The organism is Halostagnicola larsenii XH-48 (genome assembly GCF_000517625.1).
Taxonomy (GTDB): Archaea; Halobacteriota; Halobacteria; order Halobacteriales; family Natrialbaceae; genus Halostagnicola; species Halostagnicola larsenii.
The window spans coordinates 2,574,084-2,594,844 of record NZ_CP007055.1; the positions used below are offsets into that span (position 1 = coordinate 2,574,084).

At 62.3% G+C, this 20,761-nt stretch carries 20 protein-coding genes; 11 read left to right on the forward strand and 9 right to left on the reverse strand.

Annotated features, from left to right (window positions below; translation table 11 throughout):
- Positions 1 to 14 precede the first annotated feature (14 nt).
- The gene (locus HALLA_RS13020; RefSeq protein WP_049953762.1) at positions 15 to 284 is read right to left on the reverse strand and encodes a DUF7553 family protein; all 270 of its coding nucleotides are present in this window, start codon (positions 282 to 284) and stop codon (positions 15 to 17) included.
- Between the two features lie 154 nt (positions 285 to 438).
- Between HALLA_RS13020 and HALLA_RS13025 the strand changes: the two genes are divergently transcribed.
- The 7 genes from HALLA_RS13025 to uvrB all read left to right on the forward strand — a co-directional run bounded on the left by HALLA_RS13025 (position 439) and on the right by uvrB (position 9,098).
- Positions 439 to 1,752, forward strand: a complete 1,314-nt coding sequence (locus HALLA_RS13025; RefSeq protein WP_049953763.1) for a DUF7405 family protein — start codon at positions 439 to 441, stop codon at positions 1,750 to 1,752.
- Between the two features lie 100 nt (positions 1,753 to 1,852).
- Complete coding sequence (locus tag HALLA_RS13030) at positions 1,853 to 3,121, forward strand: DUF7350 domain-containing protein (protein ID WP_049953764.1); 1,269 nt, start codon at positions 1,853 to 1,855, stop codon at positions 3,119 to 3,121.
- Positions 3,118 to 3,753: a cohesin domain-containing protein gene (locus HALLA_RS13035; protein WP_084569013.1), complete on the forward strand. Its 636-nt coding sequence runs from the start codon at positions 3,118 to 3,120 to the stop codon at positions 3,751 to 3,753. The genes HALLA_RS13030 and HALLA_RS13035 overlap by 4 nt, the downstream gene beginning before the upstream one ends.
- Positions 3,754 to 4,323: 570 nt before the next feature.
- On the forward strand, positions 4,324 to 4,662 hold the full coding sequence (locus HALLA_RS21230; protein WP_174887879.1) for a hypothetical protein: 339 nt from the start codon (positions 4,324 to 4,326) through the stop codon (positions 4,660 to 4,662).
- 138 nt (positions 4,663 to 4,800) lie between these two features.
- The gene (locus HALLA_RS20665; protein ID WP_157231378.1) at positions 4,801 to 5,238 is read left to right on the forward strand and encodes a hypothetical protein; all 438 of its coding nucleotides are present in this window, start codon (positions 4,801 to 4,803) and stop codon (positions 5,236 to 5,238) included.
- 740 nt (positions 5,239 to 5,978) lie between these two features.
- Positions 5,979 to 6,674, forward strand: coding sequence for a DUF6498-containing protein (locus HALLA_RS13050; RefSeq protein ID WP_049953767.1), 696 nt, complete (start codon positions 5,979 to 5,981; stop codon positions 6,672 to 6,674).
- A 369-nt stretch (positions 6,675 to 7,043) separates the two neighbouring features.
- Positions 7,044 to 9,098: an excinuclease ABC subunit UvrB gene (uvrB, locus tag HALLA_RS13055; protein WP_049953768.1), complete on the forward strand. Its 2,055-nt coding sequence runs from the start codon at positions 7,044 to 7,046 to the stop codon at positions 9,096 to 9,098.
- A gap of 109 nt (positions 9,099 to 9,207) precedes the next feature.
- Here uvrB and HALLA_RS13060 read toward each other — a convergent pair whose 3' ends face one another.
- The 4 genes from HALLA_RS13060 to HALLA_RS13075 all read right to left on the reverse strand — a co-directional run bounded on the left by HALLA_RS13060 (position 9,208) and on the right by HALLA_RS13075 (position 13,452).
- On the reverse strand, positions 9,208 to 10,431 hold the full coding sequence (locus HALLA_RS13060; RefSeq protein ID WP_049953769.1) for a putative manganese transporter: 1,224 nt from the start codon (positions 10,429 to 10,431) through the stop codon (positions 9,208 to 9,210).
- A 281-nt stretch (positions 10,432 to 10,712) separates the two neighbouring features.
- Positions 10,713 to 11,228, reverse strand: a complete 516-nt coding sequence (locus HALLA_RS13065; RefSeq protein ID WP_049953770.1) for a GNAT family N-acetyltransferase — start codon at positions 11,226 to 11,228, stop codon at positions 10,713 to 10,715.
- Between the two features lie 91 nt (positions 11,229 to 11,319).
- Positions 11,320 to 11,616: a translation initiation factor gene (locus HALLA_RS13070; RefSeq protein WP_049953771.1), complete on the reverse strand. Its 297-nt coding sequence runs from the start codon at positions 11,614 to 11,616 to the stop codon at positions 11,320 to 11,322.
- A 93-nt stretch (positions 11,617 to 11,709) separates the two neighbouring features.
- Positions 11,710 to 13,452, reverse strand: a complete 1,743-nt coding sequence (locus tag HALLA_RS13075) for an excinuclease ABC subunit C (protein WP_049953772.1) — start codon at positions 13,450 to 13,452, stop codon at positions 11,710 to 11,712.
- A 134-nt stretch (positions 13,453 to 13,586) separates the two neighbouring features.
- On the opposite strand from HALLA_RS13075, the gene HALLA_RS13080 reads away from it, so the two are divergent.
- The 3 genes from HALLA_RS13080 (at position 13,587) to HALLA_RS13090 (ending at position 15,849) form a co-directional block, all read left to right on the forward strand.
- On the forward strand, positions 13,587 to 13,856 hold the full coding sequence (locus tag HALLA_RS13080; protein ID WP_049953773.1) for a hypothetical protein: 270 nt from the start codon (positions 13,587 to 13,589) through the stop codon (positions 13,854 to 13,856).
- Positions 13,857 to 13,963: 107 nt separating this feature from the next.
- Positions 13,964 to 14,887: an ABC transporter ATP-binding protein gene (locus tag HALLA_RS13085; RefSeq protein ID WP_049953774.1), complete on the forward strand. Its 924-nt coding sequence runs from the start codon at positions 13,964 to 13,966 to the stop codon at positions 14,885 to 14,887.
- A complete protein-coding gene (locus HALLA_RS13090) occupies positions 14,884 to 15,849 on the forward strand; it encodes an ABC transporter permease (protein ID WP_049953775.1) in 966 nt (321 codons plus the stop codon). The genes HALLA_RS13085 and HALLA_RS13090 overlap by 4 nt, the downstream gene beginning before the upstream one ends.
- Positions 15,850 to 15,867: 18 nt before the next feature.
- Here HALLA_RS13090 and HALLA_RS13095 read toward each other — a convergent pair whose 3' ends face one another.
- The 3 genes from HALLA_RS13095 to HALLA_RS13105 form a co-directional block, all read right to left on the reverse strand.
- Complete coding sequence (locus HALLA_RS13095) at positions 15,868 to 16,260, reverse strand: DUF7522 family protein (RefSeq protein WP_049953776.1); 393 nt, start codon at positions 16,258 to 16,260, stop codon at positions 15,868 to 15,870.
- 183 nt (positions 16,261 to 16,443) lie between these two features.
- Positions 16,444 to 18,555, reverse strand: coding sequence for an NAD-dependent DNA ligase LigA (ligA, locus tag HALLA_RS13100; protein WP_049953777.1), 2,112 nt, complete (start codon positions 18,553 to 18,555; stop codon positions 16,444 to 16,446).
- Positions 18,556 to 18,725: 170 nt separating this feature from the next.
- On the reverse strand, positions 18,726 to 18,995 hold the full coding sequence (locus tag HALLA_RS13105) for a DUF7571 family protein (protein WP_049953778.1): 270 nt from the start codon (positions 18,993 to 18,995) through the stop codon (positions 18,726 to 18,728).
- 182 nt (positions 18,996 to 19,177) lie between these two features.
- Between HALLA_RS13105 and serB the strand changes: the two genes are divergently transcribed.
- Entirely contained in the window at positions 19,178 to 19,822 is a 645-nt protein-coding gene (serB, locus tag HALLA_RS13110; protein ID WP_049954121.1) for a phosphoserine phosphatase SerB, read from the forward strand.
- A gap of 26 nt (positions 19,823 to 19,848) precedes the next feature.
- Here serB and HALLA_RS13115 read toward each other — a convergent pair whose 3' ends face one another.
- Positions 19,849 to 20,646 (reverse strand): hypothetical protein, encoded by a 798-nt coding sequence (locus HALLA_RS13115; RefSeq protein WP_049953779.1) that lies wholly within the window; start codon positions 20,644 to 20,646, stop codon positions 19,849 to 19,851.
- Positions 20,647 to 20,761: the final 115 nt, after the last annotated feature.

A 20,761-nucleotide genomic window follows, 5' to 3' on the forward strand; every position in this document is an offset into this window, starting at 1 on the left:
CACTCGCGGGCCACTCAGGCCTGCTCGAGGTCCTCGCGGTAGCTCTCGGCGTGCTCTAGCGCCCGGTCGACGGCCGCCTCGGTCTCGCCGCCGGCGCGTTCGCGCAGTTGACGGAGCGTGTTGAGGTGGTCGTCGAGAACCGCGTGATCGACGGTTTCCGTCTCCGTCTCGAGTTTGCTGAATTCGGCCGCCGTCTCGCGAAGGTCATCGCGGATATCGTCCCCGGCAGTGTCGACGGCGTCATCGAGTTCTGTTCGGGCGGTCTGCAGTTCGGAAGCGACCATACGCTGGCACCCACAACGACGCCGGTCAAAACGCTGTGGGTGGCGTACGCGGGCGAGAATTGAACCTCGAAACGGCGACGCCGCCACGGATTCGTCTCCCACCGGCGAACCCCCGAAATACACATATATATTTCTCGAGGCCAACGTTCCGATAGTGACGGTTCCCGAGCGACGCGGACTCTCCCGGCGGGACTACCTCCGAGCGGCCGTCGCGGTCGGCGGTGCCAGCGCCATCAGCGCCTGCCTCGACGAGCGCGGGGAGGTCGACGTACCGTCGGGAACCGACGACCCCGACTCGCTCCCGGTGCGCCAACACGCCTGGAACGAGTTTCTTGAGACCGACGACGACGGGAACGTTCGACCGCCCGAACACCACGCGCTGGTGGCGCTTTCGCTCGCGGTCAATCCCGCCAATAGAAGCGATAGCGAGTCGTCCGCCGATAGAAGCGACGGCGAGTCGTGGGCGGAGGCAACGGAGACGGTCGAGGAGAGTCTCCGAACGCTCGAGCGGGCCTACGAGTGGAGCAACGACGGGCTGTTGTTCACGATCGGGTACACGCCGTCGTATTTTTCCCGGTTCGACGAGGAACGTCCAGCCAGCGTCGACCTCCCGGAACCGGAGCCGCTGACGGACCGGGAGGACCCCGCGTTCGACGAGTTCGACGGACTGATCCACCTCGCGAGCGATCACCCCGAAGTCGTGCTCCGCGCCGAGGAAGCGCTCTTCGGCGACCTCGAGACGGTGAACGACGAACCCGTCGACACGGACCTGACTGGCGTGTTCGACCGACTCGAGGAGCGTCGCCGAACCGGGTTCGTGGGCGCAGGGTTGCCGGCCGAGCACACCGACGTCGACGGCGTTCCGGACTCGGTGCCGGAGGAGGCTCCGTTTTTCATGGGCTTTCGATCGGGGTTTCAAGAGAGTCAGGCGACCGAAGACCGGGTCACAATTCAGGACGGACCCTTCGCCCGCGGGGCGACCCAGCAGCTCTCGTCGCTCGACATCCAACTCGACGTCTGGTTCGAGCAGGAAAACCACGCACAACGCGTGATGAAGACGTTCAGTCCGGGTCACGACGAGGACGCGGTCGGCGTCGTCGGCGAAGCGCTCGAGACCTCGAACGGGCTCACCGACGAACGGATCGCCAGCACCGAAGACGACGCGCAGAATCCGGGCGTCGTAGGCCACGCCCAGAAGGCGGCGCGAGCGCGCGAGGACGGCGAGCCGATCATCCTCCGACGGGATTTCAACACGGTCGACGGCGATTCCCCAGGGCTCCATTTTCTGTCCCTCCAGCGAGGGATGAGTGACTTTCGGGCGGTGCGCGATGCGATGACCGGAGCGGATCTCGACGTCGGGATCATCCAGAACAACGGCATTCTCGGCTACATCTTCGTCGACCGGCGGGGAAACTATCTCCTCCCGCCCCGGTCGCGTCGGTCGCTACCGACGGCGAATCCCGACTGATCGCCGTCAAAGCGAACCGTCAGCGAAACGACCATCGCCATTACAGCGACCGTCGACACCAAAGCGAACGGTTACAAGCGACCACCGGCTGACACACATTATGGACCGGCGAATCGATCGACGGCGCTTTCTCTTGCAGACGGCCGCGGCGGCGGGCGCCGTCGCCGCGGCGGGGTGTACGCTCGAGGTCGAAGACGACGCCGACCCGAGCGAAGATCCCGTGATGCCTCAGTTTTACGAGATTCAGGACAAACCGGACGCGGTCTACCTCCCGACACACCGGGAAGCGATGGAGATGCTCGAGCCGGTCGAGGCCGGCGAGTACACGCTCGCGCCGATGCTCTCGTACGTCCACCCGTTCTGGATCATCAGCGGCGACGAAATCGAGCGCGAGGAACCCGACGACGGCAACGGCGTCCACCTCATGATCGTCGTCTGGGACACCGAAACCGGCGTCGTTCTCCCCGTCGACAGCGGGGCACAGCTTCGCGTCGAGAAAGACGGCGAGCAGGTCGGCTCGCCCCGGACGCCCTGGACGATGATCTCCCAGCAGATGGGCTTTCACTTCGGCGACAACGTCCCGCTCGCCGACGACGGCACCTACACCGCCGAGCTGACGATCCCGCCGCTCGACGTGCGGACGACCGGCGATCTCGAGGGAAAGTTCGCAGAGACGGAGACCGCCTCCTTCGAGTTCGAGTACGATGCGGAGTTCCGCAACGAAATTCCCGCCCGGGTCGAGTATCTCGAGCGCGAGGAGTGGGGCGAACCCGGCGCGCTCGAGCCGATGAGCCACGGCAGCGGCGGAGACGACGGAGGCAGTACCGACAGCGGTGATGACGACGGCGAGCACGAACCCGACGGCAACGAGAGCGGCCACGAGCACAGCGGCGACGGCCAGACAGACGCGGACGAGGACGGTGGACACGTCCCGTTCTCGGCGTTGCCGCCCGCCGAGGAGTATCCTGGAACCGGCCTCGAGCCGCACGACGGCGAGGGCGAGGCCACGAGCGGCGACGCCGCCTTTGTGGCGAGACTCGTAGAGTCCGGATCGCGGTTCGTCGAGGGGGACGAACGGTACCTCCTCGTATCCCCCAGAACGCCCTACAACCGGGTGCCGCTGGCGGACATGTCCATGACGGCCGCGGTTTCGGGCGTCGAATCCGCAGATTCCGTCGCGCTCGAGCAGACGATCGACGGCGAGTACGGCATCCACTACGGGGCCGCACTCGCGGGCGTCGAACCCGGCGACACGGTGACGATCGAGATCGACTCGTTCCCGCAGGTCGCGCGCCACCAGGGGTACGACACGGCGTTTTTCGACATGCCCCCGGTCGAACTGACGGTGCCGGAATCGGTCGAACAATGACGGAGACACGGACTCGAGTCACAGTGGTACTCGCAACTTTGCTGCTTGCCGCCGGCCTCGTCGTCGCGCCGGTCAGCGCCGGACACAGCCCCGGCGTCTACAGCTTCGAACCGGACGACGCCAGCGTGGCCGCCGGCGAAACCGTCGCGGTCGACGTCGTCCTCTCGGCCAACCGAACCCCCGCCGGCGACGGAATCAGCGAGACGGGGTTCACCGTCGACTACGACGCGGATCGGTTCTCGGTCGTCGACGTCGAACACGGCTCGTGGTTCGAGGACGGCGACGCGTCGATCGACTCGGAAATCAATCGCTCGAGCGCGGTCGACGAGGACGTGGGCACCGTCTCGGTCGAAACCGCACTCGAGTCGCCCGGCAATGGGGTTGCCAACAGCGCACCCGTCGCGACGATCACGTTCCAGGCCGACGAGGACGCGGATGACGGCGAGAGTGAGCTCACGTTCGCGAACAGCTCCGCGGCGACACCCTCGAGTCCGACGCCGACCATTACTAATACGGGGACTCTCGAGGTCGGCGAGGGCGTGCTGGGCGCGAGCGGATTCGGCCCGATAGTCGCGCTCGGATCGCTGTTGCTCGCGGCACTCGTGGGTCTCCGACGGGCGAAAAACGACTAACGTGACCCTCGACAGATCTACTTCAGTTCGCTCGAGTGGTCTCGAAATGGTTGCCTGAATCGTCCAGAACAGAGTACGGCGGGATTGCTCCATCTCGGACAATTCACGTGCGGTGGCGCGCGCTCAGAAGCGGGTCGCGATAGCGATCCGCGAGTGAAACTGCGCGAGGGATGAGCGAACGAGGTTACGAGTGAGCGAATCGGTTGGGGAGGACGTGGAAATCCTAGTTGCCAGCATCAGTAGTGTTCTCGAGCACTCCAGCAATCCTATTGTACAAGTTGGGTACGACATTTTTCTCGAGAGTGCACATTATTCCCGGTCTGAAACAGTAGTTATATGACACTACAGGGCGTTGGATCAAATGGAAGCCACACACTCCGCGAGACGGGGGCGTTTTGTATTGAAATGCCCCGGGTGCTGAAGACACCCGAGACGTGGCTTCCAACCCGGATATGGATCGGTTGCCATGATTGGATTACTTCTCCGCGGGCTTAAACATCCCGTCCGACAGACGAATCGAAGTCGATTACAGCTAGCTACCGGTTACGCTATCAGAGGTGAACACGAGCGATGACCGCGTCGACGGACAGTCTCGTCGTGGATATCGTTCGTACTCTCGAGAAACAGGGCATACCTCGAGAGTCCTACCAGCTCGGCAGGGAGTTCGACCCCGAAGCACTCGCCCGGCTACTCGACTCCGGAGGCGGTACGGTCGAGGTCCGCCTCGAGGTGCGCGGCGTGTCGCTCGTCGTGACGAAGCAAGGTGTCTGGGTGACCGACGAGCCGCCGTCGGAACGGCCCGAGTGCCCTCACTGTGGGCTCCCGGTCAGCGCCGTCGTTCAACTCGTTCCAACCCACCACACCGCCTATCCTTGTGGATGTCGGGTTCGGGGTGACTTGCTCGAGTAGCTGAGAGCGCTCGAATCGCAGGCCATCGTCGATACAGAAAATCGCAACTCGATTTCGTTATTTGTGAGTGAAAATCGGGTAAGTACAGCCAATTCACATACCAAACTATATATGGCAGATATTCAATAATTAACAACTATGGACACACCTCGTCGTCATATTCTTGCTGGACTTGGAATCACACTTATAGGAGGTTGTGTGGGTGAATTTAGATCTGATTCGGGAATCCAACTCGGAAGTCTTCGGGTCGCAAACAGGCTAGAAGAGACCCAGACAGTTGACTTAGTGTTAGAGAGAGACGAATCACGTGTTTATCATGACATGGTAGAAGTCGACTCAGATGATCATCTGTGGATAGATCCAGATTGGTCCTCCGAGCCAGCAGAATATGAGCTGTACTACACTGTCTCGGGTTCGGATGAAGTTTCTATCGCACAACTCACATCCAGTACTGTACCCAGCAATAGTAAGGGAGAATGTGTATTTGCGGATATTCTAATATCTGAAGGATCCCTGGAATCGATGGTATCACTCTCGAGCGTTAATGAGGTTGAGGGGGCAGAGTGTAACTCCTGAGTAGTTAGTGTATCTGTAGTTACTGAACAAAATTTCCACGGACATCCAGCGAACACGATCTTGAGCACCAGTTCTGACCGACTACCAAGCCGTCGTCCAACTCGTCCCGACCCACCACACCGCCTATCTCTGAGGTATCAGGTTAAGGGCGACCTGCTCGAGTAGTTGGGAGCACTCGAATCGTAAGTCGTCGACTCAGAAGATCTTCTTTCCACAGACTGGGCAGTCGTCCGTTGAACGAGAGATATTAAGTTCTCGTAACATGTAGTATCTCACGATGCTTGAGTGGTTCGGTGGACCACTGAACGTGATCGAGATTCTCATCCCCTTAGTCGGGATTTGCGTTCTCCTGATCGCTCCAAAAATAACCGACACCGGCCGTAGTAGACGATACTTTGTTCCGGCGTTCACTTGCTGGTTTGGGTTCCACGTGCTGATCGGACTCGAAGAAGGAACGCTCGTATCGTTCCCCTATCTAATCAGGCTGATTAGTGCAATTTTGCTGTTACTCGGGTTTGTCGGATATCTGTTTCGCGGACTCTTTGCCGCGTGGAAAGAGCAAGAATCCAACGTGTCTTCGGTTTGAAGCCACCTCGAAAGAGACGGATCCAATGCGTTCGCGGTTCATGGCGTCATCAGAGACGTAAACGACTTCATGAAAATCCACTGCGATATGGAAAGCGTGCAGGTGGCCACAAAATCCTCCACTTATATCCCAGAATACATTTAATCGTAGTACGATGGCGGCCGAAGAGAAATCGCGTGTTCGAACGACACTTGCCCTACTCTTCCTCGCAAATCTGCTCCCATTTGTCGGACTCGAGGTCTACGAGTGGAGCCTACCCGAAGCTCTCTTCGTGTACTGGATCGATATTGGACTGTTCGTAGTTCTGTATACTGCATTAGTTCCCTTTGCGCAGAAAAAGCCACGACCAGAAGAACGAATGGTTGAATTAGTTACAATTTCAATACCGTTCGTGTCTGGCCGTTCTGGATCAATCCAGCCAGTTAGATGGCTCCCCCCAATTTGGTATCGAAATCTGAAATACGCATTCGGTATTTTCGTGTTCGGACTCGCTTTCTGGTTTATATCTGGGGACTTATTTCTCGTCGAATCCGATCCCGGATTTTATTACGATACTGGAGGAGTTCCTACTGATTCGATAGAGCAATCTTTCATAGCAATTCAACGGTCGTTCACCCCTGAAGCACTTGGCATGATTGCGTTGCTGTTCGGATTCCGATTGCTTATCGCTTATAAACAGTTTAGTAGCCAACGACGGTACGAACGCGTCTCGGCACCAGTGCTAGCTGAGATTCCGACACGGATCGTAGTGTTTTGGTTCCTTCTGACCGCAGTAACGACCATCTCGTTAATAGTGATTGTACTACCGCTTCTACACGACTTCGGGATAGCGACGGTGAGTAAAACCTAGGTTATCGTAATCACCGTGTTTGGGAAATTCACCATGGAATGGGCAGTCTTCCAGGGAGGACGACCGGAGAATTCTGACCGCCTCATCCGGTGGCTCACACCCGAAGAGATACCTGATAAAACGGAAACTGATTCGTGAGGCTACTCTCCAGAGAGGAGGCCATCGGCTTCCGAGGAAACGGAACGACAGCGTCTATTCTTTCACTTCGTTCCTCAGATTTTCATCGTAGAAACCTCTGGGTGCCAGGCGATACACGATAACGACCGCCCGAAATCCTCCCAGAGATCCAGGGCCAACGCCCTCGAGCATTGCCTCTGACCGACCTCCAAGCGTGTCGGTCAAGTGCCTCGAGACCCTACTCGAGTCATCGTGAGCGACACTCGAGGCCCACTGCAGCCGGATCGTCCAGACGCCGCCGAGCCGTTCGAGGTCGACGCGCCCTTCGACCCCGCCGGCGACCAACCCACGGCGATCGAGGAGTTAGCCGAGGGGTTCCGATCGGGGGCGGACAAGCAGACCCTGCTGGGCGTGACGGGGTCGGGAAAGACCAATACCGTCTCGTGGACGATAGAGGAGATCCAGCAGCCGACGCTGGTCATCGCCCACAACAAGACGCTGGCGGCCCAGCTCTACGAGGAGTTCCGGAACCTGTTTCCGAACAACGCCGTCGAGTACTTCGTCTCCTACTACGACTACTACCAGCCCGAGGCCTACGTCGAACAGAGCGATACCTACATCGACAAGGACGCCTCGATCAACGACGAGATCGACCGGCTTCGCCACTCCGCGACGCGCTCGCTTTTGACCCGCGAGGACGTGATCGTCGTCGCATCCGTCTCCGCGATCTACGGCCTCGGTGACCCGCGAAACTACGTCGACATGTCCCTGCGACTCGAGGTCGGCGAGGAGGTCGGCCGCGACGAACTCTTAAAGCGGCTCGTGGACCTGAACTACGAGCGCAACGACGTCGACTTCACGCAGGGGACCTTCCGCGTGCGCGGCGACACCGTCGAAATCTACCCGATGTACGGCCGCTACGCGGTCCGGGTCGAACTCTGGGGCGACGAGATCGACCGCATGATCAAGGTCGACCCGCTCGAGGGCGAAGCCAAGGGCGAACAGCAGGCCGTGCTCGTCCACCCCGCGGAGCACTACTCGATCCCGGAGACGAAACTCGAGAACGCGATGGACGAGATCCGGGACGACTTAGAGTCGCGGATCAGTTACTTCGAGCGACAGGGCGACCTCGTCGCCGCCCAGCGAATCGAGGAGCGAACGACCTTCGACCTCGAGATGATGCAAGAGACCGGCTACTGTTCGGGCATCGAGAACTACTCGCTGTACCTCTCGGATCGCGAGTCGGGCGAGGCGCCCTACACGCTGCTCGATTACTTCCCCGAGGACTTCCTGACCGTCGTCGACGAATCCCACCAGACCATCCCACAGATTCGGGGCCAGTTCGCCGGCGATAAGTCCCGCAAGGACTCGCTGGTCGAGAACGGATTTCGACTGCCGACGGCCTACGACAACCGACCGCTCACCTTCGAGGAGTTCGAGGAAAAGACCGACCGGACGCTGTACGTCTCTGCGACCCCGAGCGACTACGAGCGCGAAGAGAGCGACCAGATCGTCGAGCAGATCGTTCGACCAACCCACCTCGTCGACCCCGAGGTGGAGGTCTCGTCCGCCAGCGGGCAGGTAGACGACCTGATGGATCGCATCGACCAGCGCATCGAGCGCGACGAGCGCACCCTCGTGACGACGCTCACCAAGCGGATGGCCGAGGACCTGACCGAATACCTCGAGGAAGCCGGCGTGAACGTCGCGTACATGCACGACGAGACCGACACCTTAGAGCGCCACGAGATCATCCGTTCGCTCCGATTGGGGGAGATCGACGTCCTCGTCGGCATCAACCTCCTGCGGGAGGGACTGGACATCCCCGAGGTGAGCCTCGTCGCGATCCTCGACGCCGACCAGGAAGGGTTCTTGCGAAGCGAGACGACGCTCGTCCAGACGATGGGTCGGGCCGCGCGAAACGTCAACGGCGAGGTCGTCCTCTACGCCGACGACCCCTCGAGCGCGATGGCCGACGCGATCGAAGAGACCCAGCGCCGCCGCCGGATTCAACAGCGGTACAACGAGGAACACGGCCACGAGCCGACCACGATCGAGAAGGAAGTCGGCGAGACCAACCTGCCCGGAAGCAAGACCGACACCAGCGAGGTATCCGGACGCGACCTCGCGGACGACGACGAAGCGGCACGGTACGTACAGGAACTCGAGGATCGGATGGAAGAAGCCGCGGGGAACCTCGAGTTCGAACTGGCGGCGGATATTCGAGACCGGATTCGAGAGGTGCGCGAGGAGTTCGAACTCGAGAGCGACGAGGAGGGCATCGCGCCGCCGGCCGAGGAATTCTGAGCGCGGACGAGCGGTCGCGTTCACTGCCTGTAACGCTTGTTTTCGAATTTGTGTTCTCGTCCACGTAGTCCAATTTTGCTACGCTTTTCACACCCTAGAACGTCGACCGCTAGAGCACGCCGAATCCGAACTCGGCCATGCCGAAGACGGGACCCCACAGGAAGTGGAGGGCGACGCCGACGACCACGGCGGGCAGGAAGTTGTAGATCGTGGCGACGATGGCGGCTCTGGCGTCGACGGCAAGCAGGGGAAACAGCGCGTCGCCGTCCTGGGCGATGGCGTTGGCGGAGAGCGCGGAGAACGGCAGTCCACCTTCGGCGTAGACGCTCGCCAGCAGGATCTGCGGGCCACAGCCGGGGATCAACCCGACCACCGCGCCACCGATCGGTGCGAGAACGCCCGCAGCCGCCGCGATGGTCGCGACGTTCATCCCGGTCAAGAGGACGGCGTATTCGTAGACGAGAAAGGCGACGAGCACCCAGACGGTGACGAAACTCGTCTCCATCGCCGCGTGGGTGAGCGTATCGTAGATCGAGCCGAAGGAGTCTCGAGCCCGTGCGACCTCCCCTTCGCCGACGTAGTGGCGGCCGACGCCGTAGAGGTACAGCGACAGCACCGCGCCGGCGATGCCGACGACCGTGAACAGGCCGTCGAATCCGAGTCCGAGCGCGAGCGGAACCTCGGGACCGCCCCGAAGCAGGTAGAGCGTTCCGAGGGCGAGCCCCGCCAAGGCGGCGGTCCACCACAGGACGTGCGCGAGGTGAGAGAGCGGCGTGAGCACTCGAGACTGCCGATCGGGACCCGACTCGTGGGCGTGAGTGGGGGCCGGGCCGCCGTAGTCGTGAGCGGGGTTGGGACCGACGCCCTTGTTGACCACGGTGCCGCCGTCGGCCATCGCGGGCGAAAGCTGTGCGACCGCGTTGTCGACTCGAGTGACGCCCAGGCCGACGGTATCGACGAGGTAGCCGGTCGCGACCGAGGCGACGAAGGCGATGGCGTAGGCGTAGAGTGCGGCCTCGGGGGCGAGCGCGAGGATCACGAACGCCGAGTCGCCGGCGGTCGCGCCCAGGGTTGCGACGACGGTCCCGAAGCTAACCGTTCCGCGGACGTAAAGCGGCATGACGATGATCGCACCGCCGCAGCCGGGAGTCAGTCCCAGCAGGCCGCCGAACAGCACTTGCAGTCGCTCGTTGCCCTCGATCGCGCCGATGACGGCCCCGTCGGTCCAGTACTGGAGCAGGCCGAAGGCGAGGATCGTCACCGCGACGAACGCGCTCACCTGAACGTACCCGTCCCGAAGCGACGCCAGAAAGACCTCAATTAGTTCGTTCACGGGCCCTCACCTGAGAATTGGCTCTGGCTGGCCCAATGATTAGACATCTCTAAAAATAGATTTGCCACCATCAGGTAAATAGTTGCTGGTGACACCACTGCGTTGCAGGTATCGACGCAACTGGCTCGACGCGGTTTGTCCGCCCACGCCCGGTATCAGGGCATTGGCCCCGGATTACCGGCAGATGGTTGGTAGACGCTAACCAGCTGATAGACGCTATCAATCCGACGGCAGGCGAGAAAACGCGCCGCGGGTAGCGAGCAAAAGCACGCTCGAGGCCGCTACAACTCGAGCGTGTAGACCACTTCAGGATAGAACTCGCCGTCGATTTCGACCTCGCCCTCACCGGTTCGTTCGAATCCGAGCGACTCGTAGAAGCCCCGTCCCCCGTCGTTGAAGGCGAAGTCGATCAACTGGATTCGATCGACGTCGTAGGCCTCGAGTTGAATTCTGAGCCGCTCGTGGAGCCTCGTGCCGATCCCTTGTCCCTGATAGTCGGGGTGGACGTACAGTCGAAGCACGTCAGCCGTCTCGCCGTGGACGACGGCCTGCGCGAAGCCGACGAGTTGATCCGCCGCTTCGTGGTCGTCCGACTCGCCGGTGGCTGCGTCCTCGACCTCGACGACCAGAACGATGGTTCCGGGCGCCTCGAGCGGAATCGCACCCTCGCCGTACCACTCGTCGATGGCCCAGTCGATCGTCTCCGCGTCGAGTTCGTCGTAGGTGTCGTGCCACGTCTCCCGGGCGACCGCCCTGATCGACTCGAGGTCGTCCGCCGTCGCGAGTCGAACGTGCATACTCACAGAGTAGACCGAGAGCGCTAAAGGTGTTCTCGATTTTCGAGTCGAATGGTGGTCGAAACGCTGCGCCGATGAACGAGCAGACGACCTACTTCCGGATTTCGAATCCGCGGTCGCGAAGCAACTCCGGAACTCGATCTTGGTGGTCGCCCTGGAGTTCGATCCGGCCCTCGTCGACCGTTCCTCCCGTTCCCATCGCGCTCTTGAGGTCGGACGCGACCGACTGTATCTCCGAGTCCGGCAGGTCGAACCCTTCGATGATCGTCACCGGCTTTCCGTACCGCCGAGTCTCCATCCGGATCGAGAGCACCTGCTGGGAGGTCTCGAGGTCTCCCTGACTGTCGAGTTCGTCGAGCAAGTCGTCGAGCGAATCGTCGTTTGACACACGATACCATTGTTCGCCATCGGCTATAGCCCTGTCCTTGCAACCCAAGGGGTCCGGAAACCGAGACGACCCGACCGGTCCGGATTGCCCGATTTACAACCTTGTTTTGATCGTCTCGGCCGTCTTCTCGCCGACGCCGGCGACGCTTCGAAGGTCCTCGAGCGACGCCTCGCGGACGTTTTCGACGCTGCCGAATCGCCCCAAAAGCTGCTTTCGCGTCTCCGGGCCGACGCCCGGCACGTCGTCTAACACCGTCTTCACCTCGTCGCGGATCGTCTGGTGGTACTGCACCGCAAAGCGGTGGGACTCGTCGCGAACGCGCTGGAGGAGGTGCAGGTGCGGGGCGTCAGACGGCCAGGAGTACTCCCGATCGGGCGTGATTACCAGCTCTTCGGCCTTCGCCAGCGCGATCGCCGGCACGTCCCAGCCAACCTCGGCGAGCGCGTCTCGAGCCGCCTCGAGCTGACCCGCCCCGCCGTCGATCACCAGCAGGTCGGGGTCGGGGCGGTCGTCCCGACCCTCGACGGCGCGGCGGGCGCGCCACTCGAGCAGCGCCCGCATGTTGTCATAGTCGTCGTTCTGATCGGTGAGCTTCTTTCGGCGGTAATCGGCCTTTTCGGCGTTACCGTCCACGAACGTGACGTTGCTACCGACCGCCGATTTCCCCTGGGCGTGGCTCACGTCGAACCCCTCGAGGCGAGCGGCCGACTCGAGGCCGAGCGCGTCGGCGAGCATGCCGCACTCGTCGCGACCGCCGACGTTCCGCCGGGCGTTTTTCAGCGCGAGGTCGACGAGTTTCGCCTCCCGTCCGGCACCTGGGACGCGGACGTCGACGCCCTCTGTCTCGAGCCAGCCCGCGACCTCCTCGTCGCCGTGGCGTTCGGGGAGCAACAGGGCGTCCGGCAGGTCCCGCTCGGCGTAGTACTGGACGAGAAACGCCGCGAGAACGGACGAGACGCGCTCCGTCTCGCGGTCGGGGGCCGGCGCTTCGACGCGGTGGCGGTCCCGCTCGATTAGCTTCCCGTCTTCGGCGCGAAGCCGCGCGACCGTCGCGTCCTCGCCTTCGATCGCGACGCCCAGCACGTCGACGGCCCGTTCGTGGCCGACCGACTGGACGGCTTCGCCGCCCTCGCCGTGGAACGCTTCGACGGACTCGAGTCGATCCCGAACGTTGGCCGCGCGTTCGAAATTCTTGTCCTGCGCCGCGTCCTCCATCTCCCGCCGGAGCGGATCCGCAAGAATTCCGGTTTCGCCCTCGAGAAAACGTTCGACTACAGTGACGTCCTCGCCGTAGCTCTCGAGGCCGATTTCGCGGGTGCAGGGGGCGGTACAGAGTCCCATCTCGTAGTCGAGACACGGCCTGTCTCGACCCGAGTACTTGTGGTCCGAACAGCCCCGGACGCCGTAGGTTTCCCGCAGCGCTTTGACGACGGTTTCGACCCGACCTTTGTCCGTGTACGGCCCGAAAACGGTCGCGGACTCGTTGGGGTCTCGCGTGATCTCGATCCGCGGGGCTGCGTGGTCCGTCAACTGAACCATCGGGTAGGACTTGTCGTCTTTCAGCCGGACGTTGTAGCGGGGCTGGTGGCGTTTGATCAGGTTCGCCTCGAGCAACAGCGCCTGGGTCTCCGTGTCCGTGACGGCGATTTCGATGTCGTCGGCGCGGTCGACCATCCGCCGGATCCGGGCGCTTCGTGGATCGGCATACGAGTGTACGCGGTCTCGGAGGTCAACGGCCTTCCCGACGTAGACGGTGACTTCGTCCGCGCGGAACTGGTAGACGCCGGGCTCTCGCGGCAGCGACCGCGCCCGCTCGCGAACCGTCTCGGCGTTCATCGGCGGCCCTATGCGTTCGACGACTTTCAGCCTACCGTCACAGCGATTCCCACGCCGACTCGAGCGAGCGCAGAAGACGGGCGTGAAAATCTCGACGCGATACTTTCTCGGTGATCGACCCACAAGAACGGCCCATGAGTGACTCGACGGTACGATGCTGGCTGGTCGAGCGGACGTTCGACGACCGAAACCTCGTGACGATCGTCTACGCGACGCCCGACGGTTCGAAGTACCACCAGCGGGAACGATCGGCGATGTCCCTTCAGCAAGGATCGGCGGTGACCGCGGCGGCCGACGTCGATCCGGACGAACTCGAGGCAGTCACCGACGAGGAGACTCGAGAGCGCTACGCTTCTGAAGTCGAGCGAACGGCGAACGCGCACGAACCGGACGAGGAAATCTAACGGGTTTACGCGCGATCCCGAAACGCCGCTCGAGGCCTAGTCACGGTTTCTCACCCCCGTACCTACTGTGGAAAAAGCTTATCGGTCCCCAGTGAGTGAAGCGACCTATGGCCGCTATAGAAGCCACTGCCCTGACAAAATCCTACGGTCGCACGCTCGCGCTCGAGGACCTCTCCTTCGAGGTCGGCGAAGGCGAAGTGTTCGGCTTTCTGGGTCCAAACGGTGCCGGAAAGTCCACGACGATTAACGTCCTCCTCGACTTCATCCGGCCGACCGCCGGCGAGGTGAGCGTCCTCGGGATGGATGCACAGGCACGGAGCCGTGACATCCGCAAGCGGACCGGCGTCCTCCCCGAAGGGTTCGAGACCTACGACCGGCTCACCGGTCGCCAGCACCTCGAGTTCGCCCTCAACTCGAAAAACGCCGACGATGATCCGGACGAACTCCTCGAACGGGTCGGCATCCCCGACGCCGCCGACAAAAAGGCCGGCGGCTACTCGAAGGGGATGTCCCAGCGACTCATGCTCGCGATGGCGCTCGTCGGCGAACCCGACCTCCTGATTCTCGACGAGCCCTCGACTGGCCTCGACCCCAACGGGGCCCGGGAAATGCGCGAAATCGTACTCGAGGAAGCAGATCGCGGCGCGACGATCTTCTTCTCGAGTCACATCATGGAGCAGGTCGAAGCGGTCTGTGACCGCGTCGGCATCCTCAAGGACGGACAGATGGTCGCCGTCGATACCGTCAAAGGACTGCGGGATTCGGTCAGCACCGGAACGACGCTTCGAATCACCGTCGACCGGATCGACAACGGTGCGGTCAACAACATCCGCGCGATGCCGGAAGTCACCGCCGTCAGAACGGATGAGAGCGGTCCATCGCTCATCGTCGAGTGTAACGGGTCGAAAACGACCGTGCTGAACGAGATCGAACAGCAGGGACTCGAGGTTCGGGACTTCCAGACCAAGGAGGCGTCGCTCGAGGATGTCTTCCAATCGTACACGACCGGACGGGAGGTGCGCGCCCAATGAGCACCGAAACCGCGAGCAGCTCGAGGTCGGGGTCGGCGACGAGTTCGATCAACCTCGAGAGCGTCCGCGCCGTCGCGAAGAAGGACTTCCAGGATGCGGTTCGCTCGTGGGTGTTCTGGGGACTGAGTTTCCTCTTCTTCCTGTTGCTGGTCGGTATCACAGGCGGGTTGGCGTATTTCAGTACCGGGTCCGGGTCGACGCAGGAATTGACGACGGGTGGGCTCATTTCGATCGTTAGTCAGGTGACGCGGGTCATTATCCCCCTGATCGCACTGGTATTGGGCTGGAAGGCGATCGCCGGCGAACGAGAGAGCGGCACCATCAAAGTGTTGCTCTCGCTCCCACACTCGCGAAAGGACGTGGTGCTCGGCAAACTGATCGGCCGCTCGGCCGTGCTGTCGCTGTCGATGATCATCGGGTTCGGCCTCGCGGCCGTCGTCGTCGCCGCGTTGATGGGCGGTTTCGATATCGCCCAGTACGTCGGACTGCTCGGAATGGCGATCCTCTACGGGCTTGCCTACACCGGTATCGCCGTCTCACTCTCCTCGCTAACCAAATCGACGACGCTCGCTGGTGGTGCGATCTTCGGCGTCTTCATGTTGTTTTACGGCGCCTGGAACTTCATCCGCCTCGGATTCGGGATGCTGGTGAGCCGAGACATAATCAGTGGGGTCACGTACACGCGGACGGCTGAGATGCCAGATGGGACGACTACGGAGTTTACGAGTGAGCGAGTGCCCGACTTTGTATTGTTCATCGAGTCACTCGATCCGGGCAACGCCTTCAATAACGCGCTCTCGATCGTGAGCCCGGCCATCGACGGCGTCACGTATCCGGGTTATATGTTCCCGGACGGATTGCCGTTCTACCTCGAGGACTGGGTCTCCTTTATCATCCTGCTTTGCTGGATCGTCATCCCGACTGCCATCGCACTCTGGCGGTTCGACCGGGTCGACCTGTAACAGCCGATTTCTTTCGTTTTACGACTCGAGCGCACTGTGCTCCTCGAGAACCGATCGGAGCGCCGTCGAGAGCTCTTCGAACCGCTCCATCGAGAGCGGGTCGGTCGTCACCCAGACGCCGATGTCGCCGCTGATGACGCGCGTGAGATAGCCGTTTTCGAACATTCGAATCGTCGCCTCGTACTCCCCGAGCTGGGTGTTCCGGTAGGCCGACTGCGACCGGAAGCCGAGCGCCTCGTGTTCGGCGAAGCCGACGAGGTCGGCCGTTCGCTCGAGGTCGGAGCGGAGGTACAGCTGTTCGACCTCGTCTTCGGTGAAGTAGGTAATGCTCCGGAGTTCGTCGCCGACAGCGGTTCGACAGACGCTCTCGAGTTCGTCGACCAATTCCTGATCGATGTTACCAGTGCCCATATGCGATCATGGGGGCGATCGGACAATAGCGTGACGGTCACCGAACGCTTCGCGGGGTTGTCGGTGCGTTTCGAGTCGTGCAGCTACGAAGGAGAAAACCGGGTGCCGCATACTGCAAAGCGAGCATGACACGCCGGTACGAGGTATCACGCTGCTAGATAGCATCGACATGCGGTCCGCAAGTCAGTTCGCAGGTGGCAAGGAGAGATCCCGTGACTCGAGAAAGTCCCGAAACGCCGCTTCCTCGAGAATCTCCACGTCGTTGTCCTCGGCGTCCTCGAGCTTTGTCGAACCCGGATTCTCGCCGATAACGAGATAATCGGTGTTCCCCGAGACGCTTCCGGTCGCGTTCGCTCCGTGGGCCTCGACGGTCTCCTGTGCCTCGCCGCGAGTGACCCCCTCGAGCGACCCGGTGAAGACGAACGTCAACCCCTCGAGTTCGGTTCCGGAGTCGGTTCCGGCGCCCGCTTGCTGTGGTGAGACGTGCTCGAGCACGGCGTCGACCGCCTCGGCGTTGGCCTCGCTCGCGAAGAACTCGTGGATCGTTTCGGCGACGGTCTCGCCCACGTCGTCGACGCCCTCGAGTCGACTCGGATCCGTCTCGACAGCCTCCCGAAACGCCTCGAAGGAGCCGAACTCTCGAGCGAGTTCGCGGGCGGTCGCCGGGCCGACGTGAGGGATGCCGAGCGCCGAGAGGAAGTCAGCAAGCGGCGGCTCGCGAGCATCATCGAGTTCCGAGAGCAGGTTCTCGGCGCTCGTCTCGCCCCAGCCCTCGAGGGCGGTCAGTTCCTCGCGCTCGAGTTCGTAGAGCGAGGCGATGGAATCGATGAGACCCGCCTCGACCAGCTGGCGGACGCTCTTCTCGCCGAGACCCTCCAGATCGAGGCCGGCGTCGCTCGCGTAGTACTCGATCGATCGCCGAAGCTGGGCGTTGCAGGCCAGCCCGCCCGTACAGAACGCCATCGGGCCGTCACGTTCGATCGGGCTGTCGCAGATCGGACAGCGCTCGGGGAGTTCGTAGTGACCCTCGCTCCCCTTCTCGACGACCTCCTCGACGTAGGGGATCACGTCGCCCGCTCGCTGGACGCGGACGGTGTCGCCGACGTTGACGTTCTTTTCGGCGATTTCGTCGGGATTGTGCAGACTCGCTCGAGAGACGGTGACGCCGCCGACGTCGACCGGCTCGAGGAGCGCGACCGGCGTCACCCGCCCCGTGCGGCCGACCTGCACGGCGATGTCGGCGACCGGGGTCACCTCCGCACGGGCGGGGAACTTGTAGGCGAAGGCCCACCGGTCGTGGCGAGCCGTCTGGCCCAGTCGCTCGCGGGCCTCGCGGTCGTCGACCTTGATCACGACGCCGTCGATCTCGTAGGGGAGGTCGTCGCGGCCCTCGAGCATCCGGTCGCGGTAATCGATCGCTCCCTCGATCGACGCGACGGTCTCGACGCGGTCGTTCGTCCGCAAGCCCAGTTCGGGGAACCGGTCGAGTTCGTCCCGGTGGGTGTCCTCGAGGTCGCTCGCCGCGAGCACGTCGAAGTAAAAGACCTCGAGCGGTCGGTCCGCGACCACGGCAGGATCGAGCTGGCGGATGGTCCCCGCCGTCGCGTTGCGCGGGTTGGCGAAGGGCTCCTCGCCGCGTTCGATCCGCTCGCGGTTGTGGGCCTGAAACGCGTCCTTTGGCATGTAGACCTCACCTCGGACGGCGAGGAAGTCGGGCGGATCGCCGTGGAGTTTCTGCGGTACCGAGCCGATCGTGCGCGCGTTGCGGGTCACGTCGTCGCCTTCGCGGCCGTCGCCGCGGGTGACCGCCCGGACCAGGCTCCCCGCTTCGTAGACGAACTCCATCGAGACGCCGTCGAACTTGGGCTCACAGACGTAGTTGATCTCGTCGAGACCGTCGGCGTCGCCGAGTTCGCCGCGAACCCTTCGGTCGAACTCGCGTACGTCCTCGACCTCGCCGCTCTGGTCGATCGAGAGCATCGGCGCGACGTGTTCGGCGGTTTCGAACGCGTCGATCGGCTCCCCGCCGACGGCCCGCGTCGGGCTGTCGGGGTGTGAGAGCGAGAAGGCGTCCTCGAGTTCCCACAGCCTGTTAAAGAGCGCGTCGTACGTCCGATCGGCGATGATCGGATCGCCCTCGACGTAGTAGCGACGGTCGTGTTCGCGGATTGCGGCGCGCAACTGCTCGACCTGTTCGGCCGCGTCCGCCTCCGAGAGTTCCTCGGGGGGAGTGAACTCCGTCGGCGGATCCCGAAGATAGGGGTTCTCGTCCAAAGATTCGTCTGCACCAGCCATTACTCGAGGGTAGACACCGACTCGTTAAAGTCGCTGTCTCTCGCGCCGAGACGGCATCGACCGCTGATGGAGTATCGGCTGTCGGAGATTGAGCGGGCGCTCGTATCGTGCTGACGGTCCGCAAAATCGGAGCCACAAACTGGCTCCGTGCACCGAACGGAACCTACCGCTTAGACAGATGGCGTCTCGAGGGTCCAACCGGGATCGTGTCCCGTCTGATCGATCGCATCGGCCCGACACGCCGGGCAGTAGTCGGGCGTCGTACTCTCGTTTCGGGGGACATAGACCGCGCCGCCACACGTCACGCACGCATCGGAAACGACAGTTACACAGTCGTGACAGAGGTTGAAGTCGTCGACTGTGAGCTCGCGCAGGGGTTCGAGTTGTTTGTCCAAGAGATACTCGTCGATGACCGCCTGACAGTTGTGGCACGGTTTCATAGCGATGCGTCCGGTACCATGTCATAGTAACACAAAGGTCTGTCGCCCGTGCCAACCCTCGCGCCACTTCGCCGTCGTGTGGATTTCGACGACAGTGGCGACTCGATCGGGGCCGAAGACAGCCGTTGATCGGCGATCCGAAACCTGAACTGGTTTATTCCCGGCCTGAAAACCATCGGTCGATGACCATCGTCGCTTTCGACTTCGACGGAACGCTCTCCGATTCGGAAATGACCGTCCTGCTCGGTGACCGCTGCGGGGCCGCTGACGAGATGGCAGCGATCACCGAACGCGCGATGAACGACGAAATCGGCTACGCGAAGAGCCTGCGCGAGCGTGCTGCCCTGCTCGAGGGCCTTCCCGAAGCCGAGGCCCGGGCCGCCTTCGACGAGGTCGAACTCCGCGAGGGATCGGCAGCCCTGATTCGGGCGCTCAACGACGCCGGTGTTACCACCGCCATCCTCACCGGTGGGTTCAAACGCGGCGTCGCGGCGGCGCTCGAGAAAGAGGGCGTCAGCGTCGATTACATCGTCTCGAACGAACTCCCGATCGAAGACGGCGAGTTGACCGGGGACGTCGAAGGGACGCTCATCGAGGGCACGAAAGATACGGCACTCGAGAGCCTCGCCGGCGATGTCGGCGTCTCCATGTCCGAGACGGTCGCCGTCGGCGACGGTGCCAACGACCTGCCGATGCTCGAGGTCGCCGGTCTCCCGATCGGATTCGATCCGAAACCGGCCGTCGAACCGGCCTGCGAGGTCGTCGTCACCTCGATGGCCGAAGTTCGCGATACGCTGCTCGCAGAAGGCGTGCTCGACCGGACGTAGGACAAAATCGATTCTCGACGGACGAGTTACGACGATACCTCGTCCGATTCGGACTGGGCCGACTCCGCCGCTCGGTTGCAGCCCGGTTCAGCCGGTTTTACGTAGTGAGAGATGAACACCGCGACCGCGCCCCCGAGCAGCGTAAACGTGAGTACGGTGCCGGCCGTCGTCAGAACCAGCGACGAGTCGACGGCGACCGTGATCGCTTCGGCCTCCCCGGTCCCCGCCGCTCCGCTGGCGGTCCCCCCGCTCTCTCCCTCGAGATCCCAGATCGAAATCGTCGCTAGAACGACCGAAAGTACCACGTAACTGGCGGTACAGACCATTCCAGCGATCGCGCTATTTCTGACCGTCTCCTCGAGACTCGCCTCCCACAGCGTGCGAACGAGGAGATAGCCGGCGATCGAAAGCACGACAACCGGAACGAGCGCGGTTAGGTGAGATGAGAGGCTGGTATAAATACTGTAACCGGTCTGTACCGGCTCTTCACCGTTTAACATCGTTGCACCGTGGCTCACCAGCATGGATATCCCGGTGATCACCCATCGGCTCGGTTCCTGCTCACCTGCTGTGAACAGTCCGGTGGCGAACATTGTCCCGATTAGGTGATAAAGCACGGCGTAGACGGCGACGAACGACCCGACGCCGAACCCGAGTCCGACGCGACTCGAGCGGCCTGCCGATTCGACGAGTCCAGATTCGCCGCGCCCTGGATCATCGTCGCTTCTCGAGGCGTCGTCCGAATCCGTCCCATCCTCCTGTTCGTCCACCGCGGGACCCGTGTCGTACGCTGGGCCCTTGTCGTACTCGAGCTGTCTGTCCATTGCCACTATCCTTTCAGTCAAACGGAATGTGTGTTTCGGTATGGCGAGGGATATCTGGTGGTAACTGGGATACTGCGGGCCGAATCGGCGGCTCAGAATAGACTGAATCGAACCG